This is a genomic window from Alloprevotella sp. Lung230 (genome assembly GCF_014385435.1).
Classification (GTDB): Bacteria; Bacteroidota; Bacteroidia; order Bacteroidales; family Bacteroidaceae; genus Alloprevotella.
The window spans coordinates 25,141-42,916 of sequence record NZ_JACSUD010000001.1 but is presented as its reverse complement, the minus strand read 5'-3'; the positions used below and the strand labels follow the sequence as shown (position 1 = coordinate 42,916).

At 56.8% G+C, this 17,776-nt stretch carries 17 protein-coding genes; 9 read left to right on the top strand and 8 right to left on the bottom strand.

Features of this window, described 5'->3' with window-relative positions:
- Nucleotides 1-22: 22 nt before the first annotated feature.
- The 7 genes from H8527_RS00170 to H8527_RS00140 all read left to right on the top strand — a co-directional run bounded on the left by H8527_RS00170 (nt 23) and on the right by H8527_RS00140 (nt 6,595).
- Nucleotides 23-1,090, top strand: a complete 1,068-nt coding sequence (locus tag H8527_RS00170; protein ID WP_255498473.1) for a YitT family protein — start codon at nt 23-25, stop codon at nt 1,088-1,090.
- A 34-nt stretch (nt 1,091-1,124) separates the two neighbouring features.
- Nucleotides 1,125-1,661 carry a methylated-DNA--[protein]-cysteine S-methyltransferase gene (locus H8527_RS00165; RefSeq protein ID WP_187544599.1) on the top strand — a complete coding sequence of 179 codons (537 nt, stop codon included), beginning with the start codon at nt 1,125-1,127 and terminating at the stop codon, nt 1,659-1,661.
- Nucleotides 1,662-1,946: 285 nt separating this feature from the next.
- A complete protein-coding gene (gene rplM / locus H8527_RS00160) occupies nt 1,947-2,408 on the top strand; it encodes a 50S ribosomal protein L13 (RefSeq protein ID WP_187544597.1) in 462 nt (153 codons plus the stop codon).
- Between the two features lie 9 nt (nt 2,409-2,417).
- Nucleotides 2,418-2,804, top strand: a complete 387-nt coding sequence (gene rpsI / locus H8527_RS00155) for a 30S ribosomal protein S9 (protein WP_187544595.1) — start codon at nt 2,418-2,420, stop codon at nt 2,802-2,804.
- Nucleotides 2,805-3,055: 251 nt separating this feature from the next.
- Nucleotides 3,056-3,853: a 30S ribosomal protein S2 gene (gene rpsB, locus H8527_RS00150; protein WP_187544593.1), complete on the top strand. Its 798-nt coding sequence runs from the start codon at nt 3,056-3,058 to the stop codon at nt 3,851-3,853.
- Nucleotides 3,854-3,949: 96 nt separating this feature from the next.
- Complete coding sequence (tsf, locus tag H8527_RS00145; RefSeq protein ID WP_187544591.1) at nt 3,950-4,945, top strand: translation elongation factor Ts; 996 nt, start codon at nt 3,950-3,952, stop codon at nt 4,943-4,945.
- 132 nt (nt 4,946-5,077) lie between these two features.
- Nucleotides 5,078-6,595, top strand: a complete 1,518-nt coding sequence (locus H8527_RS00140; protein WP_187544589.1) for a CCA tRNA nucleotidyltransferase — start codon at nt 5,078-5,080, stop codon at nt 6,593-6,595.
- A gap of 211 nt (nt 6,596-6,806) precedes the next feature.
- On the opposite strand, the gene zupT is transcribed toward H8527_RS00140, so the two are convergent.
- The 8 genes from zupT to H8527_RS09785 form a co-directional block, all read right to left on the bottom strand.
- Nucleotides 6,807-7,631 (bottom strand): zinc transporter ZupT, encoded by an 825-nt coding sequence (gene zupT, locus H8527_RS00135; protein WP_187544588.1) that lies wholly within the window; start codon nt 7,629-7,631, stop codon nt 6,807-6,809.
- A gap of 97 nt (nt 7,632-7,728) precedes the next feature.
- Nucleotides 7,729-8,502 (bottom strand): shikimate dehydrogenase, encoded by a 774-nt coding sequence (locus tag H8527_RS00130; protein ID WP_187544586.1) that lies wholly within the window; start codon nt 8,500-8,502, stop codon nt 7,729-7,731.
- Nucleotides 8,503-8,509: 7 nt separating this feature from the next.
- Nucleotides 8,510-9,247, bottom strand: a complete 738-nt coding sequence (ubiE, locus tag H8527_RS00125) for a bifunctional demethylmenaquinone methyltransferase/2-methoxy-6-polyprenyl-1,4-benzoquinol methylase UbiE (protein WP_187544584.1) — start codon at nt 9,245-9,247, stop codon at nt 8,510-8,512.
- 9 nt (nt 9,248-9,256) lie between these two features.
- The gene (locus H8527_RS00120; protein WP_187544582.1) at nt 9,257-11,014 is read right to left on the bottom strand and encodes a chloride channel protein; all 1,758 of its coding nucleotides are present in this window, start codon (nt 11,012-11,014) and stop codon (nt 9,257-9,259) included.
- A gap of 61 nt (nt 11,015-11,075) precedes the next feature.
- Entirely contained in the window at nt 11,076-11,654 is a 579-nt protein-coding gene (locus H8527_RS00115) for an L-threonylcarbamoyladenylate synthase (RefSeq protein ID WP_187544580.1), read from the bottom strand.
- Nucleotides 11,655-11,671: 17 nt separating this feature from the next.
- The gene (locus H8527_RS00110; RefSeq protein ID WP_187544578.1) at nt 11,672-12,751 is read right to left on the bottom strand and encodes an acyltransferase family protein; all 1,080 of its coding nucleotides are present in this window, start codon (nt 12,749-12,751) and stop codon (nt 11,672-11,674) included.
- 38 nt (nt 12,752-12,789) lie between these two features.
- Entirely contained in the window at nt 12,790-14,874 is a 2,085-nt protein-coding gene (locus tag H8527_RS00105) for a phosphoethanolamine transferase (RefSeq protein ID WP_187544576.1), read from the bottom strand.
- A gap of 125 nt (nt 14,875-14,999) precedes the next feature.
- Nucleotides 15,000-15,122, bottom strand: a complete 123-nt coding sequence (locus H8527_RS09785; RefSeq protein WP_255498472.1) for a hypothetical protein — start codon at nt 15,120-15,122, stop codon at nt 15,000-15,002.
- 130 nt (nt 15,123-15,252) lie between these two features.
- Here H8527_RS09785 and H8527_RS00100 point away from each other — a divergent pair, with 130 nt between their 5' ends.
- Both H8527_RS00100 and H8527_RS00095 read left to right on the top strand, forming a co-directional pair.
- Nucleotides 15,253-16,743: a TolC family protein gene (locus H8527_RS00100; protein ID WP_187544574.1), complete on the top strand. Its 1,491-nt coding sequence runs from the start codon at nt 15,253-15,255 to the stop codon at nt 16,741-16,743.
- Nucleotides 16,744-16,773: 30 nt separating this feature from the next.
- Nucleotides 16,774-17,754: an HlyD family secretion protein gene (locus H8527_RS00095; protein WP_187544572.1), complete on the top strand. Its 981-nt coding sequence runs from the start codon at nt 16,774-16,776 to the stop codon at nt 17,752-17,754.
- Nucleotides 17,755-17,776 lie beyond the last annotated feature (22 nt).

The following is a 17,776-nucleotide window of genomic DNA, read 5'->3' as shown; positions in this document are numbered from 1 at the left end:
TGCACGCATATTTTAATCCTCTATGAAACCATCTTCGCCTTCTACATCGGTAGATTTGCAGACGTCTGCCCCTCGCCCTGCTTGGATGGCTTTTGTCAAGCAGCAACTCTATGACTTGTCACGCCCCGATTCCCTTCGCGCCATCGGTGGCATCTTGTTTGGGTGCCTGATTGCCGCCATCGGCCTGACCTATTTTATCAACCCCTACGGCCTCGTTCCGGGAGGGATTTTTGGTATCTGCATTGTTCTGCATGCTTTGTTCCCCATCTTACAGGTCGGCACTTACGCCTTGCTCATCCAAATACCCCTGTTGCTAATCTCCAGTTTGGTGCTGGGCGGACGCTTGGGATTTCGCACCCTCATTGCCGCCATCTCTCTGCCTTTGATGGTCAATCTGCTCTCGTCTTGGTCCTACCCTACGGCCGAGGCTTTGCGCCGTCTTGACCCCGGGCTCATCCTTGGCGGACATCTGGACATGACGCACGATTTGATCGTCAGCGCCCTCATCGGTGGCGCGCTCATTGGGGTCGGCACGGGATTGATCATCCGCCAGCAGGCTTCCAGTGGAGGCAGTGATGTGATTGCGATGCTGGTGCACAAGTTCACCCACATCCGCTTTGCCAATTCGATGATGATGGTCGACGGATCGATTGTGCTCGCCGGCCTCATGGTCATTGGTATGGGCTTCGGCCTTCCCGAAAGCAGCAATGCTGCTCCGCGTTCTTGGATGCTGTCGTTCTATTCGCTCATCACGATGTATCTCCTCAATCGCTCCATTGCCATTGTGCTGAGCGGTGCAAAGGATTGCATGCTGGTGCACATCATTTGCACAAAAGAAGAGTCAACCATCTTGCGCAACTGGATTCTCACCACCCTCGACCGCACCGCCACGCGCACCGATGCCCGCGGATTGTATAGCGAAGCCGGCAAGGAAATTCTCCTCATGGTGGTGCGCAACAAAGAACTGCCTACCATCACGGATGGCATCAAGCAGATGGCCCCGGATTGCTTTGTGGTCGTGACGGATGCCTACGATGCCTATGGCTATCGCTGGAAGGAACTTCCCACTGCCGATGCACTCAATTTGTGATTACCCATTGATTTCCCTTTTTTCCTGCCTCACCATGAAATCTCAACTTACGTTTCAAAAAGCTACCTATGTCTCCCCTCTCGGCCCGATGTTGATGGCCGGAAATGGCAACGACTTGTACGGCCTTTGGTTTGTCGGACAAAAGCGCTTTCCATTGGATAGCGAGCAGTGGGAAGACGCCCCGAAGGATGCGCCTTTTCTCGTGGCTGCCCGCCAGTGGCTCGATGCCTACTTTGCCGGAGAACATCCCACTTTTCAGGGCCGACTAAAACCACAAGGTACGCCTTTTATGCAGGCTGTTTGGCAGGAGATGCTCCTCGTTCCTCCTGCCACGACCACTACTTACACCGAAATTGCCCATCGCGTGGCTCAGCGCCTTGGACAGCCCGCTCCTGCCGTTCGCGCGGCATCTACGGCCATCGGGCGCAACCCGATTTCGCTCATCATCCCTTGCCATCGTGTCTTGGGTACTGATGGCTCTATGCGTGGCTATGCCGGAGGGTTGGATCGCAAAGTGGCTCTCCTCACGCTTGAAGGCAAAGATTGCTCAATGCTGAAAGCCCATCGGTAGGTATTCGCAACATTCAAGTGTGTATGTTCAAAAATGTGCTTTCAAAGTAGACGTTCATCGACGATTCTATATGAAAAATAGGAGAGAGTTTGGCTGTTTCAGTAGAAATGCGTAATTTTGCATGCCGATTATTATCAAGTGGCCTCTTTTGAGGCGCTATCTGTGTGTTAATAGCTACGTTCTTTGGCCGAACGTGGTGGTTAGTGAATCGCAGAGAAAAATGATAATTTATTAGAATTAGGGATTCAATTCCCCTTAGTAACTACAAACAATTAACAACTTAGAATGGACACTTTAAGCTACAAGACCATTTCTGCAAACAAGGAAACTGCTCAGAAAGAATGGGTGGTGGTTGACGCCACAGACCAAGTGCTCGGCCGCCTTGCTTCAAAAGTCGCTAAGCTCCTCCGTGGTAAGTACAAGCCCAACTTTACTCCTCACGTAGACTGCGGTGACAACGTTATTATCATCAACGCGGACAAGTTTATCCTTACGGGTAAGAAGATGACCGACCGCGTTTATCTCTCCTACACAGGCTATCCCGGTGGTCAGCGTGAGCACACTCCCGCTTCGATTCTGGCAAAGCCCAATGGAACAGACAAACTCATCCGTCGTGTCGTTAAGGGTATGCTCCCCAAGAACCGTCTCGGCGCTAAGCTTCTCGGCAATCTCTATGTCTACACCGGCACAGAACACAAGCACGAAGCACAAAGCCCCAAGGCCATTGATATTAACTCCCTTAAGTAATTCAGACACATGGAAATGATCAACGCATTGGGCCGTCGCAAGAGCGCCGTGGCCCGTATCTTTCTGACCGAGGGTACTGGTAAGATCACCATCAATAAACGTGACCTCACTGAATACTTCCCCTCTCCCATCCTCCAATTTGTAGTCAAGCAACCCCTTGCTCTCCTCGAAGCTACTGAAAAGTATGACATCAAGGTGAACCTCAATGGTGGTGGCTTCACCGGCCAAAGCCAGGCCCTTCGCTTGGCCATTGCTCGTGCTCTCGTTAAGATCAATGCCGAAGACAAGAAGGCTCTTCGCGCAGAAGGCTTCATGACTCGTGACCCTCGTCAGGTGGAGCGCAAGAAGCCCGGTCAGCCCAAGGCACGTCGCCGCTTCCAGTTCAGCAAGCGTTAATCTATTATCGGCAAGTTTGCTGAAATTGGAACAACGTTTAGCATCCAAATCTGCTCGACCGTAAGTGGCTTGAGAAAGCATTGCGCTACCCGCAGATTGGTTGAACTTCCCATCGAAGCTCTCGCAGCTTAAGAGATGGTACGCTTTTGAGGCACGCGCTGCTCAGTAGAGTGGCTGATACGTCTTTACTCAAAGAGGTTAGAATGCTTCACAACTCAAACGGAATGTAAACAAAACAAACATCTTTCAAAATGTCAAGAACAAATTTTGAAACCCTCCTCGAGGCCGGCTGCCACTTCGGCCACCTCAAACGCAAGTGGAATCCCGCTATGGCTCCTTACATCTTCATGGAGCGCAACGGTATTCACATCATTGACCTCCACAAGACTGTTGCTAAAATTGACGAAGCTGCTGAAGCGCTCAAAGAAATCGCAAAGTCTGGTCGTCGCATCCTTTTTGTAGCTACTAAGAAACAGGCCAAACTGACTGTTGCCGAGAAGGCCGCAGCTGTCAATATGCCTTACGTTGCTGAGCGCTGGCCCGGTGGTATGCTCACCAACTTCCCCACCATCCGCAAGGCGGTGAAGAAGATGGCTAACATCGACAAGCTCACCGCAGATGGCACTTTCTCCAACCTCTCCAAGCGTGAAATCCTCCAAATCAGCCGCCAGCGTGCCAAGCTTGAGAAGAACCTCGGTTCTATCGCCGACCTCAATCGCCTGCCCGCTGCCCTCTTCGTGGTTGACGTGTGCAAGGAACACATCGCTGTGAAGGAAGCCATCCGCTTGGGCATCCCCGTGTTTGGCATCGTAGACACCAATGCAGACCCCAACCTCGTAGATTTTGCTATCCCCGCCAATGACGATGCCACTAAGAGCATTGAAGTCATTCTCGATGCTTGCTGCGCTGCTATTGCAGAAGGCATTCAGGAACGCAAGATGGAAAAGGTAGATGCTGACGCTGCCGGTGAAGGTGAGGCTAAACCCCGTCGCAACCAGCGCGCTCGTGCCGAGAAGGCCGAAGAAGCTGAAGCACCTGCTGCTGAATAATCATAAAAATGACAGAGATTACAGGGTTGATTGGTCGCTCGACCGAGTGACCTTGTAATCTTTTTTGTAGAAACCCCAAGAAATACTATATCCAAAATGGCTGTAAATATTGAAGATATCAAGAAGCTCCGCGCCCTCACCGGTGCTGGTTTGAGCGATTGTAAGAATGCCCTCGCAGAAGCAGAAGGCGATCTTGATGCTGCTGTAGAACTCGTGCGCAAGCGCGGTCAGGCTATTGCCGCTAAGCGTTCCGACCGTGAGGCTGCTGAAGGTTGCGTGCTCGTAAAGGTAGATGGCAACTATGGTGCTATTCTCGCCCTTAAGTGCGAAACCGACTTCGTGGCTAAGAACGCCGACTTCGTGGCACTGGCCAAGGACATCCTTGACGCAGCAGTGATTGCACGCTGCACAAGCGTAGAAGAGGTGAAGGCGCTCACGCTCGATGGCCGTACCGTGGCCGACCGTATCACGGACCAATCCGGTATCACGGGCGAAAAGATGGAACTTGACGCTTACCTCGTTGTAGAAGGTGAAAGCCTCGCCGCTTACAACCACGCCAACAACAACAGCCTTTGCACCCTCGTTGCGCTCAGCAGCAAGGTGGCCGATGAGACTGTAGGCAAGAACATCGCCATGCAAGTGGCTTCGGCTGCCCCCATCGCTGTAGACGAAAACGGCGTTTCTCAGGAAGTGAAGGACAACGAACTGAAGGTGGCAGTTGAGAAGACTCGCCTCGAACAAGTCCAGAAAGCCGTTGAAGCAGCTCTCAAGAAGGCTGGTTTCAACCTTTACATCGCTGAAAGCGAAGAGCACCTCAACGAAGGCATCATGAAGGGCAACATCACCGAAGCCCAGGCTGAGGAAATCCGTCAGCTCAAGGCTACGACTGCTGCCGAGAAGGAAGCCAACCTCAACGAAGGTATGATTCAGAACATCGCCAAAGGCCGTCTCAACAAGTTCTTCAAGGAAGTTTGCTTGCTCGACCAAGAGTTTATCTGGGACAAGACCAAGAGCGTGGCTCAGTACCTCAACGAGGTTGAAAAAGGCTTGACCGTGACCAACTTCAAGCGCTTCACGCTTCGTGCCGAATAATCTGAATCCTGATTTAGATTGACAAATCTCAGCGAGTTAGTCTTACGGGGCTAACTCGCTCTTTTTGCTTTCCGATGGGGTGGCATCGGCTCTCCCCTCCTCATTCTCCCCCTTATCACACAGTCTCACGTTATGAAAATGCTTACTCAAGCGGAATTTGCCCAACGACTTTCCGCTCCCATCTTTCAGCAACTTTCTGCCACGGTCGATGCGCTGGGCGTCGAAGCCTACATCGTCGGTGGCTATGTGCGCGATTTGCTGCTGGAGCGGCCGTCGAAAGATGTCGACATCGTCGTGGTGGGTTCGGGCATTGAAGTGGCCCAAGCCTTTGCACGACGTTTGGGCAAGGGGGCACATTGCTCGGTGTTCCGCAACTTCGGAACGGCTCAGGTGAAATGGCATCATCGGGTGGAGCACGAAGGCGAAAACCGACAGGTGGAAGAAGAAATCGAATTTGTAGGAGCGCGAAAGGAGAGTTACAGCCACGACTCGCGCAAACCCATCGTCGAGGATGGGACACTCGACGACGACCAGCGACGGCGCGATTTCACCATCAACGCTCTCGCCCTCTGCCTCAATAAGGCGCGTTTTGCTGAACTGGTGGACCCATTCGACGGCCTTCTCGACCTGGAAGACGGCATCATTGCCACGCCTCTCGACCCCGACATCACCTTCAGCGACGACCCGCTTCGGATGATGCGATGCATCCGCTTTGCCACGCAGCTCAACTTCCAAATTGAAGCGGAAACCTTCGAAGCCCTCGCTCGCAACAAAGAGCGCATCGGCATCATTTCGGGCGAACGCATTATCGATGAACTCAACAAGATTATGCTCGCCCCGTATCCCTCCAAGGGCTTTATTGACCTGCATCGCTGCGGCCTGCTCGACATCATTCTGCCCGAGCTCACGGCCCTCGACATCGTAGAGGAACGCAATGGCCGAAAGCACAAAAACAACTTCTATCACACTCTCGAAGTGTTGGAGAACCTCGTGGCCCGACAAGCCGAAATCGAAGCTCAGGGTAAAACAATCCCCCATGACCACAAGCTCTACCTCCGATGGGCCACGCTGCTCCACGACATCGGTAAGCCCCGCTCGAAGCGCTGGGATGCCAAGGTGGGCTGGACCTTCCACAACCACAACTACCTCGGCATGCGCATGGTCAAGCCCCTCTTCCGCCGCCTCAAGCTCCCCCTCGACGAGCGACTGCACTATGTGGAGCGGCTGGTCGACCTCCACATGCGCCCCATCAACATTGCCGACGACGGCGTGACCGACTCGGCCGTGCGCCGGCTGCTCTTCGAAGCGGGCGACGACATCGACGACCTGATGATGCTCTGCGAGGCCGACATCACTTCGAAAAACGAGCGCCGGAAGCGCGGATTTCACGAAAACTACCGCCTCGTGCGTCAAAAACTTGTGGATTTGGAGGAAAAAGACCGTATCCGAAATTTCCAGCCGCCGGTGAATGGTGATGAAATCATGCGTCTGTTCAATCTCCGACCTTGTGCGGAAATCGGCGCGCTCAAGTCGGCGCTCAAAGATGCCATCCTCGACGGAGTGGTGCCCAACGAGCACGATGCCGCCCTCGCCTTCATCGTCGAACGCGCCAAACGTATGGGATTGATACCGGTGGTGGAGCAGTCCTGATGGCAGTGCCTGCATGACCCTTTCTTTCGAAACCGATGTCCATTTTGAGGCTAACCCTTTCGCGTGGCATCCCAAAAGGCCGAACTTTCCACATGGAAAGTTCGGCCTTTTGGGCGCTTCAGAGCGTCGGATGGAGCGCGCGAAGCCGGACGAAGCAGAACTGGAGAAGGAAGTCGTCCTCCGCTTTGGAGCGGACATCACCGTGTGGGGATTAGTTGAGCAAAATCAGGCTCACCGCCATCACCGCCATACCGGCAATAAGGCCGAAGATGGCAAAGTGGTGCTTGCCGTAGCGTTCGGCCGAAGGGAGGAGCTCGTCAAGCGAGATGTAGACCATGATGCCGGCGATGGCCGCAAAGATGTAGCCAAACATGTCATCGGTGAGGAAGGGGGCTAAGATGAGGTAGCCGATGAGAGCACCGATGGGTTCGGCCAGTCCGGAGAGAAAGGAGAGGCGGAAGGCGCGGACGCGATCGCCGGTGGCATAGAAGATGGGCACCGACACGGCGATGCCTTCGGGGATGTTGTGGATGGCGATAGCCACGGCGATGGGGATGGCGAGCTGGGAGTCTTTGAGGGCGGTGATGAAGGTGACCATTCCCTCGGGGAAGTTGTGGATGGCCAGCACGAGGGCGGTGACCAACCCGGTGCGCAGCAGGCGGTTGTGGCTGAAGGGCTTGGGCTGATGCCGCACGCGCTCCTCGGTGCTCATCTCCTCGACGTTGTGCATTTCGTGCGGGTTTTCGGCCTCCGGCACGAAGAAGTCGATGATGAGGATGAAGAGGATGCCGCCGAAGAAGGCCAGCGTGGCGAGTGTGCTGCCCATCTTGGTGCCGTGGAGGGTGGTGAGGGAGCGGATGGCGTTGGCCAGGAGTTCGACAAAGGAGACGTAAATCATCACCCCGGCCGAGAAACCGAGGGCGAGCGAAAGGAAGGTGGTGTTGGTGCGGCGGGTGAAGAACGCGATGGCGCTGCCGATGCCGGTGGAGAGTCCGGCGAGCAGGGTGAGCAGAAAGGCCGCTGTGACGGTAGACATAGGCGGATGGGTGTTTATTGAGCGCAAAGGTACAACGAAAAGGCGAAAGGCACAATCCTCTAAGTTGGGTATTTTGCCGGAAGAAGAGTGAGGTGGTTTAGTCCTCCTGCCAGATGTCCCAAGCCGCAATCGCTTGTCGGTGGAGCATTTCCAGACCGTTTTTGACTGCGGCACCGTGCTTTCGTCCTAAGGCGAGGAAACGAGTTTCTTCGGGATTGTAGACCAGATCGTAGAGCAGATGCCGGCTGGTGAGGGCTTCGTAGGGGAGCCGTGGGACTTGGCCGATGTGAGGTGTCATCCCCACCGGCGAGCAGTTGACGATGAGCGGAGTGTTAGCGATGAGGGCCGGCGTGAGGTCGGTATATTCGAGGAGAGGGAAGTCGCAGCCGCCCACTTCGAGGGTCGCGCTTTTCCGCTGCCGAGTGACGCACCGAGGGATGATGCCCAGCGTGTGCAGACCGACGATGACGGCTTTCGACGCTCCTCCCGTGCCGAGCACGAGAGCGTGCCGATGGTGCGGGCGCAGCAGAGGGCGCAGGCTGTCGCAGAAACCGATGATGTCGGTGTTGTGGCCGGTGAGGCGGATGCCGTCCGGGCGGCGGTCTATTTTCACCACGTTGACCGCACCGATGCGCTCGGCCTGCGGCGAAAGGGCATCAAGTTGGGCGATGATGCTTTGCTTGTGGGGGATGGTCACGTTCAGCCCCCGTAGTTCCGGATGTTGCTCGGCGAAGGCGTGCAAATCGGTGAGGTACTCCATCGGGAAGAGGTCGTAGCGTGCCGCCCGTCCTTCACTGGCAAAACGGTGGTTGAAGAAGTCAGCCGAAAAACTGTGGCCGAGCGGATGTCCGATGAGTCCGTAGCGTTCCATGGGCGGTTTATTTGGCAGCGGTGTAGAGCGTCGAGAGGCCGAAGGTGAAGCGTTTGAAGCGAACGTCGACATAGCCGGCGTGCTCCAAGATGCGCTGCATCACTTCGCCCTGCGGGAAAGCCTCCATCGTGGCGGGGAGGTAGGAGTAGGCTTTGCTGTCTTTCGAGACGAGTTTGCCCACCAGCGGCATGAGCACGTGGGCGTAGAGCCAGAACAGCTGCTTCATCGGGAAGCGGATGGGGCTGGTGAGTTCGATGATGACGAGGCGACCGCCGGGGCGCAGCACGCGGCGCATCTCCCGCAGACCGCGGTCGAGGTCTTCAAAGTTGCGCACGCCGTAGGCCACGGTGACGGCGTCGAAGGTGTTGTCGGGCAGGTCGAGCTGCATGCAGTCAGCCTTGCGCAACTCTATCTTCTCCGAAAGTCCCTCGCGGGCCATCTTCTCCTGTCCCACTTGGAGCATCCCCTCCGAGAGGTCCACGCCCACAATGTGTTTCGGGGCGAGACGGTGCATGGCCATGAGGGCAAAGTCGCCGGTGCCGGTGGCCACATCGAGCAAGTGTTGCGGTGCGAAGGGTTTCAGGCTGTCGATGGCCGCCCGCCGCCACGACTTGTCGATCCCCAGGGAGAGGGTGTGGTTGAGCAGATCGTAGGAGTGGGCAATACTGTCGAACATCTGCTCGACTTGTGCGCCCTTGGCACCGTCGGGCGAATAGGGCTTGATGGTTTCTTGCTGGTAGGTCATGGGGCGGAGTTATTCTTCAGAAAAGTCTTTGAGGATTTCGCGGTAGGCGCTGTAGAGGCGGGCACGACTCACGAAGCCCACATAGCGCCCATCAGGGCTGGTCACCGGCAGAGTGCCGGCGTCGTGCTGCTGGAACTTGTCCATAATCTCGGGCATACTGTCGTCGGTGCGCACGATGGCATAGGGGGGCTTCATCAGTCCGTTGACGGTGAACGTGTTGTACAGTTCGGAGCGAAAGATGAGGTGGCGGATGTTGTTGAGGTTGATGACACCGAGCAACATCCCGTCGGGACTGCAAACGGCAAAGTGCAGGCGCTTGCTGTTGGCCACGAGTTGCAGCATCTTGCCGAGCGACATGTCCGGCGTGAGGGTGGGGCGGCCTTTGTCGGTCACGGCATCGAGATTCATGAGGGTGAGCACACTCTGGTCTTTGTGGTGCGTGAGCAGTTCGCCGCGCCGCGCCAGACGCATGGAGTAGATGCTGTGTGGTTCGAAGGCGTGAATGGTCACGTAGCTGATGGCCGCCACGATGATGAGCGGCACGAGGAGCCGGTAGCCGCCGGTGAGTTCGGCAATGAGGAAGATGCCCATGAGCGGTGCGTGAAACACGGCACTGATGACGCCCGACATCCCATAGAGGCAGCAGTTGGTAGGAGAGAGCTGGAGTTCTGCAGGAAGGAAAAGGTTCCAAACGCTGGCAAACACAAAGCCCGACATGCTTCCTAAGAAGAGGGAGGGAGCAAACGTACCACCGCATCCACCACCGCTGGTGGTGGCGGTCGAAGCAAACACTTTCACCAGCACGATGAGCGTCAAGTAGAGGAGCAGGAAGTTGTTGTGCCCATAGAAGAGGGAGTTGTTCATCAAGTCCGTGGCGTTGTGGGTCTGCACACTGTTGACGAGCGTACTGATGACCGAATAGCCTTCGCCGTAGAGCGGTGGGAAGAGGTAGATGAGCACCGCGAGCACCACAGCACCGAGCAGCCATCGCTTGTACATGTTCTTGATTTTGCCGAACTGCTGCTCAATCCAGTTGGTCACGCGGGTGAAGTAGAGCCCTATCAGTCCGCACAGGATGCCCAACACGATGGCGCCGGGCACGCGCCCCACCACAAAGGGGTCGTTCAGGTCGAAGTGAAACATTGTGTCGTTGCCCGATAGAAAGTAGCTCACGCAGGTGGCCGAAGCACAAGAGATGAGCAGAGGCACGAGCGACGACATTGTCAGGTCGATCATCAGTACCTCTATCGTAAACACCAGTCCGGCGATGGGTGCTTTGTAGACCCCCGCCACAGCGCCTGAAGCCCCGCAGCCCACGAGGAGCATCAAGGTGCGGTGGTCCATGTCAAACCAGCGGCCGAAGCGGCTGCCGATGGCCGAACCGGTGAGCACAATGGGCGATTCCGAACCCACCGAACCGCCAAAACCAATCGTGATGCCCGAAGCCACCATCGACGACCACGTGTTGTGGTCGCGGATGTAGCCTTGGTTGCGCGAGAGGGAGTAGAGAATTTTCGTGACGCCGTGGCCGATGTTGTCCCTCACCACGTAGCGGATGAACAAAGCCGAAATCAAGATGCCGATGGCGGGGTAGAGTAGGTAGAGTGCATTGGAGCTTGTGACCTCAAAGTTGTGGGTGAGGAGTTCCTCTACCACGTGGATGAACCATTTCAGCAGATTGGCGGCAATTCCCGAAGCCAAGCCCACGCAGAGACTGAGTAAGAGGAGAAATTGCTTTTTCGAAAGTTTGCGTTGAATCCAAATCATCTGTACAATCGTTGCTGTGGCGTATGCTGAACGCCGGTTGAACAGCCCTTTTAGGTACGAATTATGGGCGAATGATGGTAATCTCGGCCGAAGCCGTGAGTTTGACAATCGACGAAGCCTTGCCGTTGTCCTTCTCCTCTCGCCGCGAGGTGCAAACGTAGTCTACGGCTTCCAGGATGGCGGGAGAGATATCGGCAAAGCAGCGTGGGGCGGGTTGACCGCTGATGTTGGCGGAGGTGCTCACCACAGCGCGTTTCATGCGCAGGCAGAGTTCGTGGGAAAACTCCTCCTTCGTCACGCGCAGTGCCGCGCTGCCGTCGTCGGCTTTAAGGTTGGGGGCGAGGTTGCGCACGTTGTCATAGATGATGGTGAGGGGGCGTTCGGCACATTCTATCAAGTCCCACGCCACGTCCGGCACATCGGGCACGTAGAAGCCGATTTTCGTTTCACTGTCCACCAGACTGATGAGCGCCTTGGCATCGGCGCGCTGTTTGATGGCGTAGACTTTGGCCACGGCTTCCGGATTGGTGGCGTCGCAGCCCAATCCCCAAATGGTGTCGGTGGGGTAGAGCACCACACCGCCTTGGCGCATTGTTTCGAGCGCCCGGCCGATGTCTTCGCGTTGTTCTCGTGTGAGCATAATCAAAAAAAAGGGAGTTACTTGTTTTTGTGAGAAAAGAGGATGACCGTGAGGCGGGTGTAACCCCAGGCCAGGAGGACGACGATGAGCAGGTAGAGCACAATTTCACCGTAGACCAGCGTCGGTTCGCCCATGCGCACCGCCCGCCCAGCGGGCAGGATGAGGTAGTGGCGCACGATGGGATGGAAGGCAAACACGGCGGCCGAAATCGGGCCCATCCACTCCAAGAAGCGCCGCACACGTCCTTCGCGCACCAGTTGCGCCAAAGGCAGCAGAGCCATCACGGCAAACAGCGGCGAGAAAAACCACAGCCAGACGTTGAAGGCCGAAGCTATTGTGAGCACCCAGCCGGCGAGCATCATCGGGAGGGGAGGGGCGTTCAGCGGCTTGCGCGCCCAAGCGATGCCCAAGGCAAAGGAGAGCAGGTGACCGAGAGCGTTGTAGCGCACATAGTCCAGCGCGTAGATGTCTTTGTGGGCAAAGGAGAAGTGAATGTCGCCCATGTAGAGCCAAGCCTGAAAGAGGAGCGATGCCCCCACCAATCCCCACAGCAGCCAGGGCGAGCGGAAGCGATGGAGCACGAGCCGATAGAGCAGGTAGAACTGCACGATGAGCGAGAAGAACCACCACGGACCGAGGATGAGATTGGCGCCGGGCACGAGGTTCGTCACATACCCCAACATCAGCGCCACCCAATACCCATCGCGATGGAAACCACCGCGGAAGCACCATTCCGTCAAGATGAAGAGCGCGACAGCCGGTACCATCAGTTTCCAGAGTTTCGTGAGGTGATTCCACAAGAAGCGTCCGGTGCTCGGTGTGGGTGCCCCCATCTGTTCGTATTTCTTGACGAGGCCGTAGCCGCTCAAAAAGAGGAACAGCGGCACACCATAATGCCCGAAGTGAGAAAGAAAGTTGAGCACCACGTGCGGGCGCCCCGCTTCGAGATAACCCACATATTTCCAAATGCGGTCGAGTTGGAAGGTATATTCGTTTTCCACCACCGCCATGGGCAGCCAGTGGCAGAAATTGTGGAGCGCAATGAGCAGGATGGCAAAGCCTTTGAGAAAAGAGGTGTCGCGGCGGGAGAGGGTCATAGGCAGAAAGAGGAGGAAAGGAGGCCGAAGGGAGAAAACTACCGCTGTCGGGTGCCGACGGCCGGTGAGGCAGCGCGCTGCATCACCCGGTCGTAGTCCACATCGTTCTTCACGAGGCGGCGTTGCGGTCGGAAGTGAGGCGAGAGGAGGTCGCGTTGTGGGGCGTAGAGGGGAGTGGCGATGCCTGCCAATCCCATAAGCAGATGCGGCAGGTCGTCGTGACTGAACGGGCGGTGGCGGGCTGCCTTGATGCGCGCCCACACCTCGGGATGCCGCTTGCGGAAGCGGGGAGATCCCCACATCATGAAGGGAATTTCGTATTCCCCACGGAGCACCTGTGCCGTGGGTACCGGCATGTGGTTGCGGCCGTAGATGCCGATGTCGCCATCGTAGACCTCCTCGCCGTGGTCGGAGAAGTAGATGACCAGAGCGTCTTCGCGGCGAAAGTGCGCCATGATGCGCGCCACCACCTCGTCGTTGTAGCGCGTGGCGTTGTCGTAGTCGGCCACGATGGCGCGTTCGCGCTCGCTCAGGTCGGGGCGCTTGATGTCGGCCGCCGAAAAGAACTTCCAGTCCTTGGGATAGCGTTGCGCATACTCCATGTGCTGCCCATAGAGGTGGAGCAGATAGAGGTTGCGCTCGCCCGGCGTGTAGCCGCGCAGGAGGGAGGTAAACTGTCCTTCGGGGTGACAGCGAAAGCGGTTGCGGAAGTCGAAACACAGACTGTCCATCCGCACATCGTTGAGGAAGAACGAGCCGTTGAAGTCGATGACCCCTTGCGCGGCCGAGTGGTAAAACTGATTGGTGGCGAACGCCACTTTATAGCCGGCGCGGCGGAAGAGGGTGGGAAACAGCACTCCGTCGGCCCACGTGCCGGGCTGGTCGACGCTGTGGGTGGAGAGGAACGACTTGAAGCATTGGCTCGTCACGTTCCAAGGGGTGACAACGTCTGTAAACACCTGCAACGTGCCGCGCCGTGCCAGCCGCGAGAGATGGGGTGTGGTGGGCAGATCGTAGCCATAGAGGGCGGCGTGGTGCTTGTTGTAGCTCTCGCCCACAATGACCACCAGATTGGGGCAGGTGGCGGCACACGAGTCTACCCGCAGTGCGCTCATCCGCTCCATCAGGTGCTCCGTTTCGACGCGGGCGATGTGGAGAAAGTGAGCGGCGTGCAGCAATCGATAGAACGGTGTATAGAAGATGTGCACCGGCACGCGCTCAGCATCGCGGGTGTGCTCGTTGCGCAGAAAATTCACCATTTTCCCTTTTTCGCCCACCCACGGCACCAGCCCCACCGTCAGCCCGCCCAAGGCGGCCGTGGGCATGAGATAGAAGCGCAGGGCAAATCCCAGCCGCTGCATCCACCAGTGGCGATGTACGCGCAGCGCGCGGCAGACGCCTTTCCACGTCGTGTAGCCGTAGCGAGCCAGAAACACGTTGCCCAGCAAAATCAAGGCGTAAATGCTCAACGTGCGCCACAACTCCACACTCTTCACACAGCCCATGAGGAACTCACCCGCCTCGTTGGGGTTGGTCTCCAGCAGGAGGTTGAGCATCGTGGGCGAAAAGTAGAGATTGAACCGATAGAACAAGAACGTCTCGACCACCGCCAGCACATAGGCTCCCACATAGAGGGCACATTTCAGCACCGACCGCAGGCGCGGCGGCAGCAGGCAGAGCAGCAGGCAAAACGCATACATGTCCACAAAAAACTGCACGGCAAAGAAGCCCTGGCGCGAGTTGGGACGACCCACGATGGCGCTTGTCGTGATGGCCAGCACGACCATGGCGGCGAGAAACACGCCATGGCGCACCAGGGGCAGACTAATCCATGTGAAAAGGCGTTCGAAAGATTTGCGTGTCATGATGAGTGATGGGGCAGAGTGCTGACAGAAAGTGGGAAAAAGGTGGGAAACATAGGGCACTCGGCGCACCGGCACGGTGCACTGCCGCACTGTGCAGCGCAAATTTACAGATTTTAGGCCGATTGGGCAAAGTTTTGCAGACTTTTGTCCCGCCTTTTCGGCCGATGTCCCTGCGATTGGTGGTGGGGTGTGGCAGAAGAACGGTCTATTATATATGGTGTCGGCCGATGGGCGCATCTTTCTTTCGGAGGCTTTCATACTTATCTCCCTCCTTCCGAAAGTGATCGGAATGGGAGATAATCTATAAACCAAGGTTTGGTTTATATAATTCAAACCTTGGTTTATGTAATTCAAACTTTGGTTTATATAAACCAAACCTTGGTTTATAGATTGCGAAGCTTCCCGACAACTTTTTCTGTGGGCTGCGGAACTTTTCGTCCGATACCGTTGAGTTTGTCGTCCGTGGGGCTGCCTTGGCGGCAGACGTCGGCTTTCGGAACGCCCATTCCGAAGTCATCCGCTCTTTTCCTTGCTTTTTCGTGGGCATCATTGTTCGATATTTCGGTAATCCTTTTGTCCGTATCTAAAAATGCCGTATTTTTGCAACCCATCCACAAAACGTAACAACAAGAAGAAATGAAACGATTATCCTGTCTCGTACTCCTCTTTCTCGGGATGTTCTATTTTTCGGCTTTTTCCCAAAAAACTGCCACGATGCCATCGCTCTCGCTCGACTCCTGCCGGACGATGGCTTTGCAACACAACAAGGGCATCCGTATGGCACAACTCGCCGTGGAGAAAGCACGACACGAGCACAACGCTGCACGCACCAACTATCTGCCCAAACTTTCGGCCACTGCCGCCTACACCCACCTGGGCGAGCGCGTGTCGCTCCTCAACAACGACCAGAAGAACTCCCTCTCCCATCTGGGTACCCACCTCGTGGGCGCCATCACCCCCGAGTTTGCACAAATGGCACAGGGGCTCATCGCCGCCAATCCCGGACTGGCACCCCTCATTCAACGTGTGCAGGCGGGAATGCCCGCGATGGCCGGACGGCTCAATGCCGTGGGGCGCAGCGTGGTCGATGCCTTCGACACCGACACGCGCAACGTCGCTGTCGGTGCCATCGTGCTCACACAACCGCTCTACATGGGCGGCAAAATTCGAGCTTACGACCGCATCACCCACTACTCCGAACAACTGGCCGGCGAGCGCCTTCGCGCCGACGAGCAGGAACTGGTGCTGGAGGTGGACAAAGCCTACTGGCAGGTGGTGAGCCTGGTGAATAAGCAAAAACTCGCCACGGCCTATCGCGACATGCTCGCCCATCTGCACAGCGATGTCGAGAAGATGATGGCGCAGGGCCTGGCCACCCGCGCCAACGAATTGGCCGTGAGCGTGGAACTCAACAAGGCTGAAATGACCCTCACCAAGGTGGACGACGGACTGACGCTCTCGCGCATGCTGCTCGCCCAACTGTGTGGATGGGCGCTCACGGATCGACCCACGCTGACCGACGAACTCCTGGACGACATCGCTGTGCTGCCCGACAACGTGACGCCCGACGAGGCCACTGCGCTAACTGCACGCCCCGAATTGCGGCAGCTCCGCCTGGCCACGCAGATTTACGACGAAAAGGTGAAAATCGAGCGAGCGGCCTTTCTCCCCACACTGGCTCTCACCGCCGGCGTCCTGGGACACTATCCCTCCCTCTCCAACGGCTTTGAACGCAAACTCAACGGCACGTGGAATGTGGGCGTTGCCCTGAAAGTGCCCCTCTGGAATTGGGGCGAAGGACGGCACAAGGTGGCCGCTGCCCGCGCCGAAGCCCGAATGGCGGCCCTCCGCGCCGAAGAGGTGGGCGAAAAGATCACGCTGCAAGTGCACCAAGGCGCTTTTGCCGTCAATGAGGCCAACCGCAAACTCGGGCTTTCGCAGAAAAGTCTGGACAAGGCCGAAGAAAACCTGCGCATGAGCAAACTGGGCTTTGACGAGGGTATGATTTCGACCAGTGACCTGCTGGCGGCACAGACGGCTTGGCTGGTAGCACACAGCGACAAGATTGATGCCCAAATCGACATCATGCTCACCCGCGCGGCCTATGCCAAAGCCCTCGGAAAGTAATACATTATACACCAAAATACTCTTATAGCAATGAAACGCAAAGCTCCTAATTATATCCCGGCTCTCTTGCTCATCGTAGCCGTTGTCGTTCTTTCGGCCGTTTGTGGCTTTTACGCTTTCCGCCCCGAAAAGGAAATCATCCAAGGCGAAGTGGAAGTGACCGAATATCGCGTGTCGAGCAAAGTGCCCGGTCGTGTGGCCAAAATCCTCGTGGAAGAAGGGCAGAAGGTGCACGCCGGCGACGTCCTCGCTGTTCTGGAAGCGCCCGATGTTGCCGCCAAACTGACGCAGGCCGAGGGTGCCGAGGCCGCTGCCGCTGCACAAAGCCGGAAGGCGCAGAAGGGCGCGCGGGAAGAACAAATCCAAGGTGCCTACGAACTCTGGCAGAAGGCCATTGCCGGCCGCCAAGTGATGGAAAAGAGTTATGCCCGCGTCAAGCGGTTGCACGACGAGGGTGTAGCCACCGCTCAAAAGTTGGACGAGGTCGTGGCACAACGCGATGCCGCCATCGCCACTGAGCGTGCGGCCAAGTCGCAATATGATTTGGCTAAGAACGGAGCGCAACTCGAAGACAAGCAGGCCGCCGCGGCCGTGGTGCAACGGGCCGAAGGGGCCATCCGTGAGGTGCGTAGTTATCTGAAAGAGACGGTGCTGCGGGCGAGCCTCGATGGGGAGGTGACGGACATCTTCCCCTCGCTTGGCGAACTTGTCGGCACGGGAGCACCCGTGATGAACGTGGCGCTGATGGACAAAATGTGGGTGGCTTTCAACGTCCGTGAGGACCATCTCTCGCAAATCAAGATGAACGCCGTGGTCGATGCCGTGGTGCCCGCGCTCGGCGACAAGGCCGTCCGCCTGCGCATCACCAATATCAAGGATATGGGCACCTATGCCGCCTGGAAAGCCACCAAAACTACGGGGCAGTATGACATGAAGACTTTCCAAGTCAAGGCCACGCCCATTGAGAAGGTCGAAGGACTGCGTCCCGGCATGTCGGTGCTTCTCAAATAAAGACGCTTGGCGCGCAAACCTT

Excerpts from the sequence above, each read along its gene's own strand:
- H8527_RS00105 (WP_187544576.1), bottom strand. The coding sequence starts at position 14,874 with ATGAAAGCCTCCGAAAGAAAGATGCGCCCATCGGCCGACACCATATAT.
- H8527_RS00095 (WP_187544572.1), top strand. The coding sequence starts at position 16,774 with ATGAAACGCAAAGCTCCTAATTATATCCCGGCTCTCTTGCTCATCGTA.
- ubiE (WP_187544584.1), bottom strand. The coding sequence starts at position 9,247 with ATGACCTACCAGCAAGAAACCATCAAGCCCTATTCGCCCGACGGTGCC.
- rpsB (WP_187544593.1), top strand. The coding sequence starts at position 3,056 with ATGTCAAGAACAAATTTTGAAACCCTCCTCGAGGCCGGCTGCCACTTC.
- H8527_RS00110 (WP_187544578.1), bottom strand. The coding sequence starts at position 12,751 with ATGACCCTCTCCCGCCGCGACACCTCTTTTCTCAAAGGCTTTGCCATC.
- rplM (WP_187544597.1), top strand. The coding sequence starts at position 1,947 with ATGGACACTTTAAGCTACAAGACCATTTCTGCAAACAAGGAAACTGCT.
- tsf (WP_187544591.1), top strand. The coding sequence starts at position 3,950 with ATGGCTGTAAATATTGAAGATATCAAGAAGCTCCGCGCCCTCACCGGT.
- H8527_RS00115 (WP_187544580.1), bottom strand. The coding sequence starts at position 11,654 with ATGCTCACACGAGAACAACGCGAAGACATCGGCCGGGCGCTCGAAACA.
- H8527_RS00170 (WP_255498473.1), top strand. The coding sequence starts at position 23 with ATGAAACCATCTTCGCCTTCTACATCGGTAGATTTGCAGACGTCTGCC.
- H8527_RS00100 (WP_187544574.1), top strand. The coding sequence starts at position 15,253 with ATGAAACGATTATCCTGTCTCGTACTCCTCTTTCTCGGGATGTTCTAT.
- H8527_RS00130 (WP_187544586.1), bottom strand. The coding sequence starts at position 8,502 with ATGGAACGCTACGGACTCATCGGACATCCGCTCGGCCACAGTTTTTCG.
- H8527_RS09785 (WP_255498472.1), bottom strand. The coding sequence starts at position 15,122 with ATGGGCGTTCCGAAAGCCGACGTCTGCCGCCAAGGCAGCCCCACGGAC.
- rpsI (WP_187544595.1), top strand. The coding sequence starts at position 2,418 with ATGGAAATGATCAACGCATTGGGCCGTCGCAAGAGCGCCGTGGCCCGT.
- zupT (WP_187544588.1), bottom strand. The coding sequence starts at position 7,631 with ATGTCTACCGTCACAGCGGCCTTTCTGCTCACCCTGCTCGCCGGACTC.
- H8527_RS00120 (WP_187544582.1), bottom strand. The coding sequence starts at position 11,014 with ATGATTTGGATTCAACGCAAACTTTCGAAAAAGCAATTTCTCCTCTTA.
- H8527_RS00140 (WP_187544589.1), top strand. The coding sequence starts at position 5,078 with ATGAAAATGCTTACTCAAGCGGAATTTGCCCAACGACTTTCCGCTCCC.
- H8527_RS00165 (WP_187544599.1), top strand. The coding sequence starts at position 1,125 with ATGAAATCTCAACTTACGTTTCAAAAAGCTACCTATGTCTCCCCTCTC.